This window comes from Arthrobacter sedimenti, from assembly GCF_042652025.1.
GTDB classification, from domain to species: domain Bacteria; phylum Actinomycetota; class Actinomycetes; order Actinomycetales; family Micrococcaceae; genus Arthrobacter; species Arthrobacter sedimenti.
Map to the genome: position 1 here is coordinate 1 of NZ_JBHSDQ010000013.1, position 12,888 is coordinate 12,888.

Below are 12,888 nucleotides of genomic sequence, written 5' to 3' on the forward strand. Positions count from 1 at the left end.
CTTTTGCCTTAGCCACAGACGCCAAGCTTGCAGCGGTGACAGCGGGCGTCGTTACGCTCGAGTCGGAATTCCTTGCCCATGTCGTTCTCCCCGGTAACCGAACCGTCCTCGACGAACTCGAACCCGTCATCGCATCCGCCTATCGGTCCGGCCAGCGCCCCTCAATCCGTGCTGCCACGTCCCTGATTGATTAGGAAATTACCTCCCATCTACATCATCTGCAGGGACACCAGGAACTTTCGTCTTGACTGAACTCGAACCAGTCATCGCGTCCGCCTACCGGTCCGGACAGGGTCCCTCAATCGGCAATGCTGCTGTGCGGGGCGCCGATTAGATCTACTGGTCGGAGGATGATGACACTAATGGCTTCATGGTTTTCGGGCACCAGCAGGCCCGGGGTAGTAGTCCCAGCTCTTTCGCCGGTCCGGGGTCATCAAACCGGCCGCTACATCCGAGCGAGGTCGAACAACCGCGCGCCCAAGGCCGGCAACAGGGTGATGTAGCCTTCAGGCGGGCCGTGGGAAGTGCGGGTAGTCCGGTTCCCGTTGCTGGAACTGCAGCACGTCCTGGTTCAGGATCACGCCGTCGCGGATTTCGATCGCGCGGCTGATGGTTTCGTTTCCTGTCCAGGCCGTGGGGCCGGTGATCACGGTTTCCAGGAAGGGCAGCAGGGCTTCGCTGATTTCCCAACTGGAGGACTTCCAGAGGTAGGAGGGGCTGTGGTCCACCGCGTAGTAATCGATGTGGTCACCCACGGTGAACATTGGCTCAGCGAAAGTGGTGGTCTTCGCCCAGCTAAAGCCCATTCCCTCATCGCAGGAGACATCCACGATCAGGGTGCCGGGCCGGAAAGCGTCCAGGTCCTCGGTCCGCAGGTAGGTCAAGGGTGCGTTGGGGTTTTGCAGGGTGCAGTTGACCACGATGTCGCTTTCGGCCAGGAACGGCGCCAACGGGACCCGCCCGCGTTCGGTGATGACCTCGCTGAGGAACGGCGCTTGGGGGTCGTGATCGAACTGGACAATCCGCACCGAATGGATGGGCGAACCCACGGCGGCCACCCCGCGGTTGGTCAGGACCTGGACGTCATGGATGCCGTGGGCGTTGAGGGCGGTGATGGCACCGCGTGCGGTCGCGCCGAAGCCTATGACGACGGCGCTGAGTCTCGGGCCGTAGTCTCCGGTAGAGCCGGTCAGGGCCAGTGAGTGCAGCACGGAGCAGTAACCAGCCAGTTCATTGTTCTTGTGGAACACGTGCAACCCGAATCCGCCGTCGCTGGCCCAGTGGTTCATCGCCTCGAAGGCGATCAGCGTGAGTTTCTTATCGATCGCCAGCTGTGTGATTGCGCGGTCCTGGACGCAGTGCGGCCAACCCCAGAGGACCTGACCGTCGCGGAGCTCGGCGAGGTCTTCGGGCTGAGGTTTGGGCAGGAGGACGACGTCGGCCTCTGCCAGCAATTGCGCCCGCGGGACAACGCGCCCCACAAGTGGCGATAGATTGGAGTCCGAGACGCCGAAACGCTCGCCGTAGCCTTCCTCAAAAATGAGGTGTTGCCTAAGTTCGGGGGCAATGCGCTTCAAATGCAGGGGGTGTATGGGCAGGCGCCGCTCGTCAGGCTTTCGGGTGCTGGAAAGGACGCCGAGGGTGAGGTGATCGGTCATGCCGGTCACTTCTTTTTCGGGCTCGTCGACTTGGCCGCGGTGGCCTTGTCTCCTGAGCTGGGGGGTGCCGCGGCGGCCTTCTTGTCGGCGCGTTTTTCCTTGATGGTCTTGGCGGATTTCTTGGATGCTGTTTGGCGGGGGGATTTGTCAGCCATGATTGCTCCTGTAGCGGAACCGAAGGGTTCCTGACTTTGAACGATACAGGTAGCGGACCACCCCGGCCTCCCCGTCGAGCGGATCCCTCTATGCGTCCAGACCCGTGGGCGGCCGCGGCGGCAGGCTGGGCAGAGGCTACGTCGTCGCCGGCGGAGATTCCCAGGGTGCTGTGCTGCCCGCTGAGCAGATGTAAGGGCGGCGAGGATCAGAGAACCGCCAGGGCACTTTTCGCGCTTTCCACAAGAACATGGGTGGCGGCGGGAAGATGTCTGACCTCGCCGTCGATCTGGCAAGGAACAGCGTCGCGCGTACTGAATTCGTAGCTGCTGACGCTTGGCTGGTTCCCGAGTCCCAGCGTCACGGCCCGAAGAGTCATCAGGGCCATCTTCCAGCGCCCGGAGTGGGGGAGCGTCACGACCTCGAAACGGCCGTCATCGGGGCCCGCCGTCTCGCTGACCGTCCCATACTTGGCCATCCGCGAAATATTGGCCAGGATCAGGCTGTCGAAGCGGGCGATCGCCCCGTCTGCCCGGACGAGCTCGAACGGGCTCAGGTGGGAGAGCGTGCGCGCAACGGACACAAGTTCGAGGATTTTGCCCTTTCCCCCGCTCTCGATTCCGATCGCCATCAGAGGTGTCAGTCCAAAACCGATGTAGGAGTGGGCGTAGTGAACCTGTGCCTGCGGCTCCTCCCCAAACGTTATGCGCAACAGGTCGATGCGCCGGACCGGCTGGTCCCGGACCGCCTCGGGCAACGGTCTTGCCGGCATGCTGCGGTGGTGGTCGTTGGCGTTACCTGCTGCGACGACGGTGCACACCGCCTTGCTGCCCGGGACGTCCATCACCCCGTTGACAACCTCGTTGTACCCGCCGTCGCCGCTGATCGAAACAATGAGCGGGGATCCTGTGGCCGCGACGGTCCGTGCAAGGTCCCGTGCGTGCCCGGCGAATTCGGTCGGCAGTAAATCAACCTGCAGGTCCGGTGTTCCGGCGCCGAGCTCGCGTCGCAGCTCGCTAATCCTGGCGGTCATACCAGGCTTGCCGGGATTGAAGACCAGCACAATCCGATCAAAACGTGCTTCGGGCGCCCCGTTAGGGCCACTCGCTGTCATCGGCGTTTCAGCCCTGTCATTCCCCCAGGTCGTCCGCTACGCGGCGAAGGTCCTGAACCCAGCCGGTTGAACGGCTGGGCGCTCCCGAACTGGCCTCAAAGTTGCCAAGAGCTTCCGCTATGCGCTCCAGTGCTTCCGAGATATTGACCTTGACCGCCGCGTAGCCTTCCTCCGAGCGGGGGTCAGAAGACGCCGCCGACAGCTGCTCAGCTCCGGACCTAATGACCAATGAAGCCTCATACTCGTTCACACCTGTACCTCGCAGCTTCCTTGGATAGGACGTGCGGACTCTACGAGCACCACCCTACATCCGTGGTACACCGACTCCGTCGTTGGAGGCAGCACCAGCTAGTAGTTCCTGCGCGGAAATCGAAAACAGTACCGGCGGCAAAAAGTTGGAGGCCAGGGGCAGCAGCTGCCATCAGGAAGACGAGGATATTTCGGGTTTCCCATCGGGGCTTCCCGAGGAGCAGGGGCGGTGGGACCATTCCCATATGAGCGACCAACACAGCAAGGACCGGCAGGACCTAAGCCTGCATCAGCACGGGCAGTCGGCGCCAAGTACGCGGCCGATGCGTACCATCGGGCAACGTCGGCGGGAATCAGAAGAGAAGCTCGGCTCTCACCTTCGTGAAGCGCGTCAGAAAAATGAACAGCATCAAGCCGCTGAATCAGAAGGAGCCGTCACAAATGTCCGGGCTGAGGAAACAGACTCCAGTAACCTTGCCGCCATCCATAAACGATGACCAGACCCGGCGGTCGGCGTTAAGGAACAGCCCGGTGCGAGGCAGGGAAGCGCGAAGACCCTCCACAGCGAAAGTCCGACGAAGTTGGAGGTCAACCACCCGACCGCTGTGCGCCGACTCAAAGGCAAATGCGTTCCCGTGGTCGCTTTACCCAGTTGCCCGACCGGTACCGGACTGTCAATGCACGGAAGCCGTCGACGAACTCTACGATCTTGCGGTACTTGCCTCTTTTGAGCGAGGAGTTCCTTGTTTGCGAGGGGTAGGTGTGGGTGTTTCAGTTGTCGAAATGCATCAGCAGTTGAGGATCATTGGAGACGGACGCAATGGCAGCCGGCTGCTGTGAGATCAAGGTGGGTGTTGGTGATGCGGTCAGACCCTGGGGGTAGTCTCAGGACATGTCAATGACCGGCGCCGGAAGCGGCAGCCAACCCGAACCTCCCGAGACTGCCGGGACCACCGCCGGGGCGGAAGCCGCCTCGGACGTGGCAAACGAATACGGGCCCCCGGTCTGGACCGACTTGTGGGATGCAATGGGGCGCACTCGGACGAAAATCGCGAACGGGTATGAGAGGGGTTCGGATCCGGAAACCCTGAAGGCAGACATGATGGTCTTTTTTATCCTGTGCTGGAACCTTCGGGACTGGATCATGACCGATGACACGGTTCCCTTCGGTAAGGACCTGATGGGCATCGAGACTAAGGTGCCCTGCATGCGCCGGTGCTGGGCGGTGGCGAATACCGCCAACCAACGCGCAACGGCAGGGGTTCAGGGCACGGTGATCCATCACAACTCCAGGGCCAGTATCCGTTTCACTGAGGACCCGACCGATACGGTCGATGCGTTGGAACTGGCGGACGAGTGCCTGCTGTGGTGGCGCACTTACCTCAGAGCACATGGACTTACAGCACGCTGAGGGCAGTCCAACGAATTTTGGGAAGGCGTAATCGAGCGGTTTCGATCCGATTCACATCGATCCTGCTCCCGTAACTGGTTATCTCCTTGACTCATCTATCTCGCCTTTCCTTTGGCAACAGGGCGCGGTTTAGTCAAGGGTGGCCGGTGGTAAGGAATAGCCTTGATGGACACGGCGGAGCACGGCAAGCCACGATCGGCTGCGTAGCCCTCTTTGAATGGGGCGTAGCCAGGGGCTGGCCGGAGTTTGGAAGCGGACAGAACTGATTTGTAGGTTTTCACCTTTGGCGGTGCACGAGGGCGTACAGTCGGAGTATCGGGACGCCGTGACTGGACATCCGGTTTCCCGAGCAATGAAACCGACTCCGCCTCCGCGGCCGGCAAACCGGCGACTGTGACATCCCGTCACTGTAATGAACATGTGGTGATGAGTTGGGACAACGAGGGCGGCCCTGACCGTCTGCTCCGCAGGCCGGTCTCTCCGGCCCATGCCCTCCCCTTATAAGGGGCCCGGTCTCGGGTCCCTTGAACCCCAGTCACCGTCGATCCGCCCGTTTCTGCGGTTCTGACAGTGCATCTTCAAGAAACGTTGGCGCAATGCCATGACCACCACCCAAGAACAGCCGGTCCACGTTGAGGGGCGCCTTGCGCTCAGCGGCGTTCTCGCCACCGCCCTGCCTCACGACCTCGGCACGGCCACGGCCGCCTCTCGTTACACCGTCCCTGTCGTTTTCTCCCGCAGGCCCCAGCCCCGGGAACTCGATTTGCTGCATGACAAGAGCGTCACCCGGCGCTTGGCGGAGGAAGGATACAGCGACGTCGAACTGCGAGTCTCTGACCGCCGCCTCCTGATCACCAACACCAATCTGCAGGACCTTAAGTCAGGGCTTGCCCACCTTGTCGGCACGATCCTGAGCGACATTTCCGTTCAGGCCGAAGCCGAGCGCGCCCACAGGTCTGAAGAACTGGAAGCCCTGGGAATGCTGGAGGAACAACGACTCGAAGTTATCCGTCAATCCGCGGCCGAAATCCACTTCGACTAACACCCGTACCCAGCACCGGGCGTCGACACTACGGACCCTTGTTGTTCCCTTCCGGGCCGGCGCAGACTAGCAGGCTGCATCGCCTGTTCTTCCGGCTGACCGCTTAACGGCCCGGCGACCATGGGGATCATGGTGCTTCCTCGGCACGTACTTAGGGACGAGGAAGCACCACCGCCACACGGCAACCATCGGGGCCCGTTACGCGGCCAAAATTCTGGAAGTTCCGGACCCATACGCGCCCATACGCGCGCCTACTTACAGTCCCAACAAGAACCCAAAACCGGAAAGGAAACAATGACTTCCATGCACCTTGAGAAGCACTGGCACCGGCTGTCTCCGGCCAGCAAGCAGTGGCTCATCGACAACCTTGGTTGTGTAATTCTGCCCCGGACCATCTCGGCAGAAATAAATGCCGAATCCGGAGAGGACGCTGATTCTGATAGTCACGGCGAAACTGTCCTGTCAGAAGAAAACATCGATTTCATCCGATCCAAAGCACACCAGGAAAAACCGTCCTCGGCACAGCCGAGCTACCGGTTCTTCGACTCTGTACAGCCCTAAACCCCACGCCCCCGGGCCACCCAAACCCGGGCCCGGGCCGGTGTCCCAGTCACTAACGTTCGTCTCTGTTCACCGCCTCGTGGCTAGGGCTTCGAGAAAGCACTTCTGCATCGGCGCACATACGCGCCCCCGACAATACCCCCCGATCCAGAAGCGCAAATGAAACGAGCGCGCGTCAGGGTGCCCGCCGTACTCTGAGCCCATGAGCGAACGAAAAGTAACCTGGCACAGCCAACACAAGGCGGGGTTGAGCGCTGGAGAGCGGGCTGCAGATACCCTTCGCAACGGGATGGGCAGCTGGACTTTCGTGGGTGTTTTCATGGCCTTAATGGGCCTTTGGGCGTTGTTGAATCCCTTTCTCCTTGCCGGGCAGGCTTGGGATCCTTACCCCTATATCCTGCTCAACCTTTTCCTGTCGATGTTGGCCGGTTTGCAGGGGGCGATCCTCGCTGCGAAACGTCAGGATGCGATAGCGTCCGCAATGGCACAGCACGACTACGAAACGGACGTGCGAGCGGAAAATACAAATCCAGACCCTCATGGCCATTAACAGCGAACAGTTGGAGATATTGCGGGAACTGCGAGGCATCTAGGAAAGCCCTACCTCAACAGGGGACACACGAAAACCTGGAGCGTGATCCTGGCCCGCATAGTTCAGTGCACGTCCCCAGGTGCGGGCGCCATCGATGACTCGACCTGGCCGGATCCGAACGGAAGGGTCATCCCGCGACGCCCGTGATTTTTCGGTCGCGGTTACCCTGTGGGGGAGCGGGCGTCGCAGGTTCGGGCCGGACCTGCAGTAGCACCAGGTTTGCCCGGTTGATCCCGCAGTGGTCGCCATGGGCCGCCCTTGAGTCCGGCCCGCTTGGCCCCCTTGCCGGAAATGCGGCCTGGCGGGGGCATAGTTGGAGTATGGCAACCTACGATTCCCGGAGTTTTTACACGCGCGGTGACTCTTTCAGTGTTGGAGCTTCACGGGAACATATCGAACGCTCGCTTCTGGACTTTGGGGCAACCGATGTTCTTTTGAGCCAACGTGGCCACCTCAATGCCATCTCGTTCAGGGCGCGCGGAAGGCAATTTCGGATCGTCGTCTCTTTGCCGCAGCCTGAGGAAAGCCCTACTGTTCCGGGTGGAGCTTCCGGGGTGCCCGGCAGAGAAGTTACGGCGAAAGTGCTCGAACTCGATGCCCGTCGATTCTGGCATGCCTTCGCCCTGTCGACAGACGCCAAACTCGCAGCGGCGGCAGCTGGTGTTGCAACACTCGAATCCGAATTTCTGGCCCATGTGGTGCTCCCCGGGAACCATAAGGTAATGGACGAACTCGAGCCGGTCATAGCCTCTGCCTACAGGTCCGGGCAGCGTCCCTCCATGAGTACTGCTGCTAGACCACGAACCGATTGAATACATGGCCATGGTTCAGCCAGGAAGGACCCATCGTCGGGGCGGAAAAGCTCATCTTATTGGGTCCGGGGCTTGTTGCCCGGCCAGCCACTGCCGATAGGCCGAGGCCAGGTTGTCGTTGCGGAGGAGGCCTCGTTCCAGACGCGAAATGATGGAAACCCATTGGCCAAGTTCGCCGGCTACGGTCGTGATGGTGATCCCGAGTTCGCTGCGCATGCGGCGGAGGTCCGAGTTATTAGGCGCCGGCCGGGGGTTGGTGATCTGGCGGTAGATTTCTCTGGCTGCGTAGCGTTTGAGGCAGCGCATGATTTCGCGTTTGCTCTTGCCCTCGGACGTGCGTTTAGCGACGTAATCCTTGGTCCGCTGGCACGAGGCCATGCGGACCAGGACCACCTGATGCAAGGCATTATTGGCGCTGCGGTCGCCGCCCCTGCTGAGCCGGTGGCGGGTTGTCTTGCCTGATGATGCTGGTACCGGCGCGACCCCGACGAGTGAGGCGAACTGGGCTTCGTTTCCCAGACGGTCCGGGTTGTCCCCGAAGGTGATTAACAGCTGGCTGGCTACTTCGGTCCCGACTCCTGGGAGATCGCAAAGCAGCGGAGCGTAGCTGTCGAGGATTTTCTTGAGTGCCATATCAGCTGCTTCGATTTCTGCTCCCAGCGTCTGGCACCGGGCTGCCAACGCCCTGAGGGTCAGCAGGGTCACGTACTCGGGGTCAGCCAGGTGTCCCGAAGGTCTCGTCCGCTGCAGGGCAGGAATCAGCGCAGAGGTGGCCATCGCCCGGTATTTCGCCCGGATTTTGTCCGGGGCCGAAATGAGGAGCGCCTTGATCTGGTTGATGGCCGCGGTCGGTGCCTTCAACACCGACGGCGATGACGGTGCCGTAGGAGGTGATGAAGTCGATGATTTTCCGGTATCCGGATCCCACGGCCAGGAGTCACGCCGGCTCAAGGACTGTTTCAGTATTACCGTTTTTTGGCTGCTGTCCTTCGGATCGTACGTGCCCGCTCCACCCCATCTAGCCCCTCCTTCGTCGGGGCCTGCAGGCCAGGAATTTCCTTCCGGCGCTCCTGCGTCGCTTATTTCCTCCAGGAATTTCCCGCCCTTTGCCCTTGCGGGTAGACGGGCCTCCGTCGGGCACAGCTCCGCAAAGCTCCGCCAGCAGCCAAAAAACAACGGGGGGAGAGGGGAAGCTGGTCGGTCACCACTGGTCGCCCCACCCACCACAATCCTCTGCAAAAGGACGAAAACATGAACACCACACCCACGCTGGAAATGCTCGACCCCAAGACCCTGACCATCGACATCAACGTCCGCAAGGACGCAGCGCTCACCCCGGCCTTCGTGGCCAGCATCAAGGAACACGGCGTCCTCGAGCCAGTGATCGCACACCGCAAGGACGACGGCACCGTACACGTCCTGATGGGACAGCGCCGCACCCGCGCCGCCGTCGAAGCCGAACGCCCCGAGATCCCGGTCATGGTCACCGAAAGCCCCGAGGAAGCAGAACGAATCCTCACCCAGGTAGTCGAGAACATCCAACGCTCCGCGCTGACCGAGGCCGACGAGGCCGATGCCTACCACCAGCTCTCCCTGATCGGCGTGTCAGCGGCACAGATCGCCAAGAAAACCGGGCGCACCAAGATCAACGTCGAGGACGCGCTGAAAGCCAAGTCCACCACCGCCGGGGACGCCGCCCTGGGCAGGGGATGCACCATCGAAGAAGCCCTGATACTGGCTGAATTTGAAGACGACTCAGACGCGACCGAGGAACTTGAATCAGTCCTCGCCGACGAACCCGACATGCTCATGCACGTCACCCAGCGCCTCCGGGACAAGCGGGACATCGCCGCCGCCCGCGCCGCACTGGTCGCGGAACTTGAAGGCCAGGGCAAGACAATTGTGGAGGACGCGGGCCACTACGCCGACGAAGAAGCCCTGTACGTCTCGGCCGCGAACCGGGCCGACGGCGAACCGGCCACCGAGGACGACGCCAACGCCTACGTCCTCCAGCGCAACTGGCAAGGCCATTACTCAGCCAAACCTGCCATCAACGGGTGGAAGGAGCTCGGTTTCACCCCGCGCCACGAACGCTACGACGGCGGCCGCCAAGCACAGTCCGGCCCGATGACCGAGGAACAGAAAGCCGAGCGGAAGACTCTGATCGCCAATAACAAGGCTATGGAATCTGCTGGTGTCGTCCGTCGTGAGTTCGTGAAGAACCTGCTGGCCCGCAAGCAGGCACCCAAGGGCTGGCAGTACTTCACCGTCCACGCCATCACCCACCACCCCGAAACCGCCAGCGGATACCAAGGCGAAGTCGCTGCAGACATGATCGGAGCCAAAACGGAGGACAAGAATGGACGCTGGGGCTGGAACCCCCTCCGCGACCACGTAGCCAACACCACCGCACGGCCCGAGTTCTCCCTGATCGCACTGATCTGCGCTGGATACGAAAAGACCATCGCTAAAGACTCATGGCGATCACCCCACCAAAGCCACCGCGACTACCTCAACCAGCTGGTCATATGGGGCTACACCGCATCCGAGACCGAACAAATCATCATCGACAGCGGCAAGGAAACCACCGAAGCCGCCTAAAACCACGCTTTGCCGGGCGGCCAGCACAACCGCCCGGCAAGGCACCACGCACCAAGAGGCCAGCCAGGAATTTCTAAAAGTGGGGCGGTCCGCCGCCCAGGACACACCACAGCAGCCACTCACCAGCGGCGGACCGCCGCTCAACGCGACACAGCCCCAAAAACCATTCCCCGCGGGACCAGGAACAACGACGTTCCCCACCCCGGCAAAACCACCAACATTCAGCTACGCTGAAACACAGATTTCCTTTGCAGAGGGAAACTCCGAGGGGTCGGCCACCTTGGCCGGCCCCTCGATATGTTCGCTCGGGAGTTGAGTGCTTAGCCGCTCAACCCCGCGGCGGCTTCTTCGGGTTGCGTTTTTCGACGCTTTTCCACGGTCCAGGTGATGACTTCGATGCTATGAAGTTTCCTAAGCCGTCGTATTTGTCGAAGAACCCGGTTCGTTCGTTTTTCAGCTGGTAACGGTCTTTAACCTGGCCGATGCGCCTTCCGTTACCGGTGTTCTTTGCCACTTGGCCCCCTACTTTTTCTGATGCTGAAGGGAAGCATATCCGGTCAGTAGGTAGCGTCATATCCCCTGGAGCCAGCACCGACCTAGCGCGACCCACTGCATCCGGAGGTTAGGCTCCTGACCGTTCTCCAGCCTGTGGCCACGACGCGTCTGATCAATTGTTGACCGTCCCCGACGTACGCTAATGGGATGGCAGACGGTAGCGGAATCGAGTGGACAGAGGCCACGTGGAACCCCACCACGGGTTGCGACCAAATCAGCCCGGGCTGCGATAACTGCTATGCCCTCACACTGGCTAAGCGGTTGAAGGCGATGGGAAACCCGAAGTACCAGGAAGACGGTGACCCGCGAACAAGCGGTCCGGGCTTTGCCCTAACGGAACATCCTTCGGCGTTGGATATTCCACGGCGGTGGTCGGCGCCACGTCTTATCTTTGTAAACAGCATGTCTGACTTGTTCCATGCACGTGTGTCGTCATCTTTCATCAGGGATGTCTTCCAGGTCATGGAAGAGACACCTCGGCACACGTATCAGCTACTCACCAAACGACCTCGGCGTGCAATGCGCATGGCGCAGGAGCTTCCGTGGCCGAGCAACGTCTGGCTCGGCGTGAGCGTCGAGACTGCGGATCAGCTGTGGCGTCTTGATGATTTGCGCCGTGTCCCGGCCGCAACCCGCTTCGTCTCGGCTGAGCCTCTGCTCGGATCGCTCGCCGGCCTTGACCTTACGGGAATGCATTGGCTGATCGCGGGCGGGGAAAGCGGCCCGAAGCACCGCCCGCTCGATCCCACGTGGGTGCGAGAGCTTCGCGACGAGTGCTCCGACCAAGGTGTCGCTTTCTTTTTCAAGCAGTGGGGCGGGCGGACACCGAAAACAAACGGTCGTGAGTTGGACGGACGTCTATGGGATGAGATGCCTACGCCTACGCGGGCGTGAGCAGCAGCTTGTAAAGATCACTGACGCCCTTTGGATTCGTGGTTGTTTTGTTCTCCGCCAAAACCTTGTTAATGGCGGCCCGGAAGTGCATTGTACGTACAAGGCCCACTAGGTCGTTCCCGAGGATTTCGTCAGAGCGGTCGATGATTCGAAAGGCTTGGCCCTTGGCCAGTTCGGCGGTCAATCGCGAGGCGAGCGTGTCTACCCATTGGGCCTTGAGCTTTGCTTCCGCGGCCTTCCAATCAGCCTCCCAGGCATCAGCGTCGCCAAACAACGTATCTTCGGCTGCCATCTCAGCAAGACACTTGCGCCAGTGCTCCAAACCCTTGGAAGTTGCCTCGCCAAACGTCACCATCCCGTCCATATGCCGGGTGGCGAATACTAGGTAATAAATAGGCTTAAGGTCGGCCCGCGGCTTGACGTCGATGATCCAGGTCCCCGACACGCCTCCAAGCTGCCTTAGCCGCTCGGCATACCCCTCCACTACAGCCAGTTCGGCGGCCATTTTCTGATCTTCCGTGCCCTCCTTGTTAGGGCACTTCTCAAGCCAGACGTCTCGCCACCAGTCTCCTCCGAAAGCCGCGTCCAGGGTCTTCAGCGACTGCTCGATAGCTTTATCGCTGTAAAGCATTCCTGCAAACCGGCGAAGGTTAGCGGTTAGGTTGACCAACACCTCTGTCGCTGGCATGCCGACTGTGCTAGGTCGTCCGAAAATACCCGCGACCTCATTTAGAGGAATCGGCAGGCCGCACGGGTCGAGGTAGACGAATAGCGGAATGTCCTTCACCGAGTCCAGCAACACCGGTAAATGCGCGGATATGTTGTCGTCCGTGATCGTATAGGTGATCCCGACGCCCTCGGCCTCCGCCACCTCACGAAGCTTGGCAACGGTGTGGATATCGTCCTCTACGAAGTGACACTCAACCTTGCGCGGGCTGCTCATAGCCGCGAGCTCCTTGGCCTTTCGAAGCAGCATGGCACCGGAGCCTTCTTTGCCATCCTCGTACCGGCCTGGCCCCGCATATCCATCGATGAAGGCCACGCGATTGTCTATGGACGTGCTGCCGGTCTTGCTGGCAAACGGCGTCATGTAACTGTCGAGGACCGCATGTTTCAACACGGCCGCCGATTTCTTGCTCTTATGAAACTTGCTGGTGTCGCTGGACAAACAGGCCCCCCGGATCGAACATCTGCCGAGGTTAGAGTATGGCAAGCTCACTCTCCCCGTGAGCATAGACGCGCCGCC

14 protein-coding genes and 2 pseudogenes are annotated in these 12,888 nt (G+C 60.9%); 9 read left to right on the plus strand and 7 right to left on the minus strand.

Annotated features, from left to right (window positions below):
• Window positions 1-194 (plus strand): annotated as a pseudogene (locus ACFO0G_RS19215) (hypothetical protein); the annotation flags it as partial.
• Between the two features lie 312 nt (window positions 195-506).
• Here ACFO0G_RS19215 and ACFO0G_RS19220 read toward each other — a convergent pair.
• The 4 genes from ACFO0G_RS19220 to ACFO0G_RS19235 form a co-directional block, all read right to left on the minus strand.
• Window positions 507-1,658, minus strand: coding sequence for a N(5)-(carboxyethyl)ornithine synthase (locus ACFO0G_RS19220; RefSeq protein WP_376979598.1), 1,152 nt, complete (start codon window positions 1,656-1,658; stop codon window positions 507-509).
• Window positions 1,659-1,663: 5 nt separating this feature from the next.
• The gene (locus ACFO0G_RS19225; protein ID WP_376979600.1) at window positions 1,664-1,813 is read right to left on the minus strand and encodes a hypothetical protein; all 150 of its coding nucleotides are present in this window, start codon (window positions 1,811-1,813) and stop codon (window positions 1,664-1,666) included.
• Between the two features lie 206 nt (window positions 1,814-2,019).
• The gene (locus tag ACFO0G_RS19230) at window positions 2,020-2,925 is read right to left on the minus strand and encodes a diacylglycerol/lipid kinase family protein (RefSeq protein WP_376979602.1); all 906 of its coding nucleotides are present in this window, start codon (window positions 2,923-2,925) and stop codon (window positions 2,020-2,022) included.
• A 16-nt stretch (window positions 2,926-2,941) separates the two neighbouring features.
• Entirely contained in the window at window positions 2,942-3,175 is a 234-nt protein-coding gene (locus tag ACFO0G_RS19235) for a hypothetical protein (protein WP_376979604.1), read from the minus strand.
• A gap of 244 nt (window positions 3,176-3,419) precedes the next feature.
• Between ACFO0G_RS19235 and ACFO0G_RS19240 the strand changes: the two genes are divergently transcribed.
• From ACFO0G_RS19240 to ACFO0G_RS19265, 6 genes are all read left to right on the plus strand, one after another.
• On the plus strand, window positions 3,420-3,671 hold the full coding sequence (locus ACFO0G_RS19240) for a hypothetical protein (RefSeq protein WP_376979606.1): 252 nt from the start codon (window positions 3,420-3,422) through the stop codon (window positions 3,669-3,671).
• 395 nt (window positions 3,672-4,066) lie between these two features.
• Window positions 4,067-4,585 carry a hypothetical protein gene (locus tag ACFO0G_RS19245; protein WP_376979608.1) on the plus strand — a complete coding sequence of 173 codons (519 nt, stop codon included), beginning with the start codon at window positions 4,067-4,069 and terminating at the stop codon, window positions 4,583-4,585.
• A 601-nt stretch (window positions 4,586-5,186) separates the two neighbouring features.
• Window positions 5,187-5,627: a hypothetical protein gene (locus ACFO0G_RS19250; RefSeq protein ID WP_376979609.1), complete on the plus strand. Its 441-nt coding sequence runs from the start codon at window positions 5,187-5,189 to the stop codon at window positions 5,625-5,627.
• Window positions 5,628-5,930: 303 nt separating this feature from the next.
• The gene (locus ACFO0G_RS19255; RefSeq protein ID WP_376979611.1) at window positions 5,931-6,188 is read left to right on the plus strand and encodes a hypothetical protein; all 258 of its coding nucleotides are present in this window, start codon (window positions 5,931-5,933) and stop codon (window positions 6,186-6,188) included.
• A gap of 202 nt (window positions 6,189-6,390) precedes the next feature.
• Window positions 6,391-6,738 carry a DUF1003 domain-containing protein gene (locus ACFO0G_RS19260; protein WP_376979613.1) on the plus strand — a complete coding sequence of 116 codons (348 nt, stop codon included), beginning with the start codon at window positions 6,391-6,393 and terminating at the stop codon, window positions 6,736-6,738.
• A 362-nt stretch (window positions 6,739-7,100) separates the two neighbouring features.
• Window positions 7,101-7,592 (plus strand): hypothetical protein, encoded by a 492-nt coding sequence (locus ACFO0G_RS19265; protein ID WP_376979615.1) that lies wholly within the window; start codon window positions 7,101-7,103, stop codon window positions 7,590-7,592.
• Between the two features lie 267 nt (window positions 7,593-7,859).
• Here ACFO0G_RS19265 and ACFO0G_RS19930 read toward each other — a convergent pair.
• Window positions 7,860-8,171, minus strand: a pseudogene (locus ACFO0G_RS19930) (transposase); the annotation flags it as partial.
• A gap of 672 nt (window positions 8,172-8,843) precedes the next feature.
• Here ACFO0G_RS19930 and ACFO0G_RS19275 point away from each other — a divergent pair.
• The gene (locus tag ACFO0G_RS19275) at window positions 8,844-10,193 is read left to right on the plus strand and encodes a ParB/RepB/Spo0J family partition protein (RefSeq protein ID WP_376979619.1); all 1,350 of its coding nucleotides are present in this window, start codon (window positions 8,844-8,846) and stop codon (window positions 10,191-10,193) included.
• 328 nt (window positions 10,194-10,521) lie between these two features.
• Here ACFO0G_RS19275 and ACFO0G_RS19280 read toward each other — a convergent pair whose 3' ends face one another.
• Window positions 10,522-10,707 (minus strand): hypothetical protein, encoded by a 186-nt coding sequence (locus ACFO0G_RS19280; RefSeq protein WP_376979621.1) that lies wholly within the window; start codon window positions 10,705-10,707, stop codon window positions 10,522-10,524.
• Between the two features lie 188 nt (window positions 10,708-10,895).
• On the opposite strand from ACFO0G_RS19280, the gene ACFO0G_RS19285 reads away from it, so the two are divergent.
• Window positions 10,896-11,642 carry a DUF5131 family protein gene (locus ACFO0G_RS19285; RefSeq protein WP_376979623.1) on the plus strand — a complete coding sequence of 249 codons (747 nt, stop codon included), beginning with the start codon at window positions 10,896-10,898 and terminating at the stop codon, window positions 11,640-11,642.
• On the opposite strand, the gene tcmP is transcribed toward ACFO0G_RS19285, so the two are convergent.
• Window positions 11,629-12,810, minus strand: a complete 1,182-nt coding sequence (gene tcmP, locus ACFO0G_RS19290; RefSeq protein ID WP_376979625.1) for a three-Cys-motif partner protein TcmP — start codon at window positions 12,808-12,810, stop codon at window positions 11,629-11,631. The genes ACFO0G_RS19285 and tcmP overlap by 14 nt on opposite strands.
• Window positions 12,811-12,888 lie beyond the last annotated feature (78 nt).

Coding starts and splice junctions, on each gene's coding strand:
- ACFO0G_RS19220 (WP_376979598.1), bottom strand. CDS start 1,658: ATGACCGATCACCTCACCCTCGGCGTCCTTTCCAGCACCCGAAAGCCT.
- ACFO0G_RS19225 (WP_376979600.1), bottom strand. CDS start 1,813: ATGGCTGACAAATCCCCCCGCCAAACAGCATCCAAGAAATCCGCCAAG.
- ACFO0G_RS19230 (WP_376979602.1), bottom strand. CDS start 2,925: ATGACAGCGAGTGGCCCTAACGGGGCGCCCGAAGCACGTTTTGATCGG.
- ACFO0G_RS19240 (WP_376979606.1), top strand. CDS start 3,420: ATGAGCGACCAACACAGCAAGGACCGGCAGGACCTAAGCCTGCATCAG.
- ACFO0G_RS19245 (WP_376979608.1), top strand. CDS start 4,067: ATGTCAATGACCGGCGCCGGAAGCGGCAGCCAACCCGAACCTCCCGAG.
- ACFO0G_RS19250 (WP_376979609.1), top strand. CDS start 5,187: ATGACCACCACCCAAGAACAGCCGGTCCACGTTGAGGGGCGCCTTGCG.
- ACFO0G_RS19255 (WP_376979611.1), top strand. CDS start 5,931: ATGCACCTTGAGAAGCACTGGCACCGGCTGTCTCCGGCCAGCAAGCAG.
- ACFO0G_RS19260 (WP_376979613.1), top strand. CDS start 6,391: ATGAGCGAACGAAAAGTAACCTGGCACAGCCAACACAAGGCGGGGTTG.
- ACFO0G_RS19265 (WP_376979615.1), top strand. CDS start 7,101: ATGGCAACCTACGATTCCCGGAGTTTTTACACGCGCGGTGACTCTTTC.
- ACFO0G_RS19275 (WP_376979619.1), top strand. CDS start 8,844: ATGAACACCACACCCACGCTGGAAATGCTCGACCCCAAGACCCTGACC.
- ACFO0G_RS19285 (WP_376979623.1), top strand. CDS start 10,896: ATGGCAGACGGTAGCGGAATCGAGTGGACAGAGGCCACGTGGAACCCC.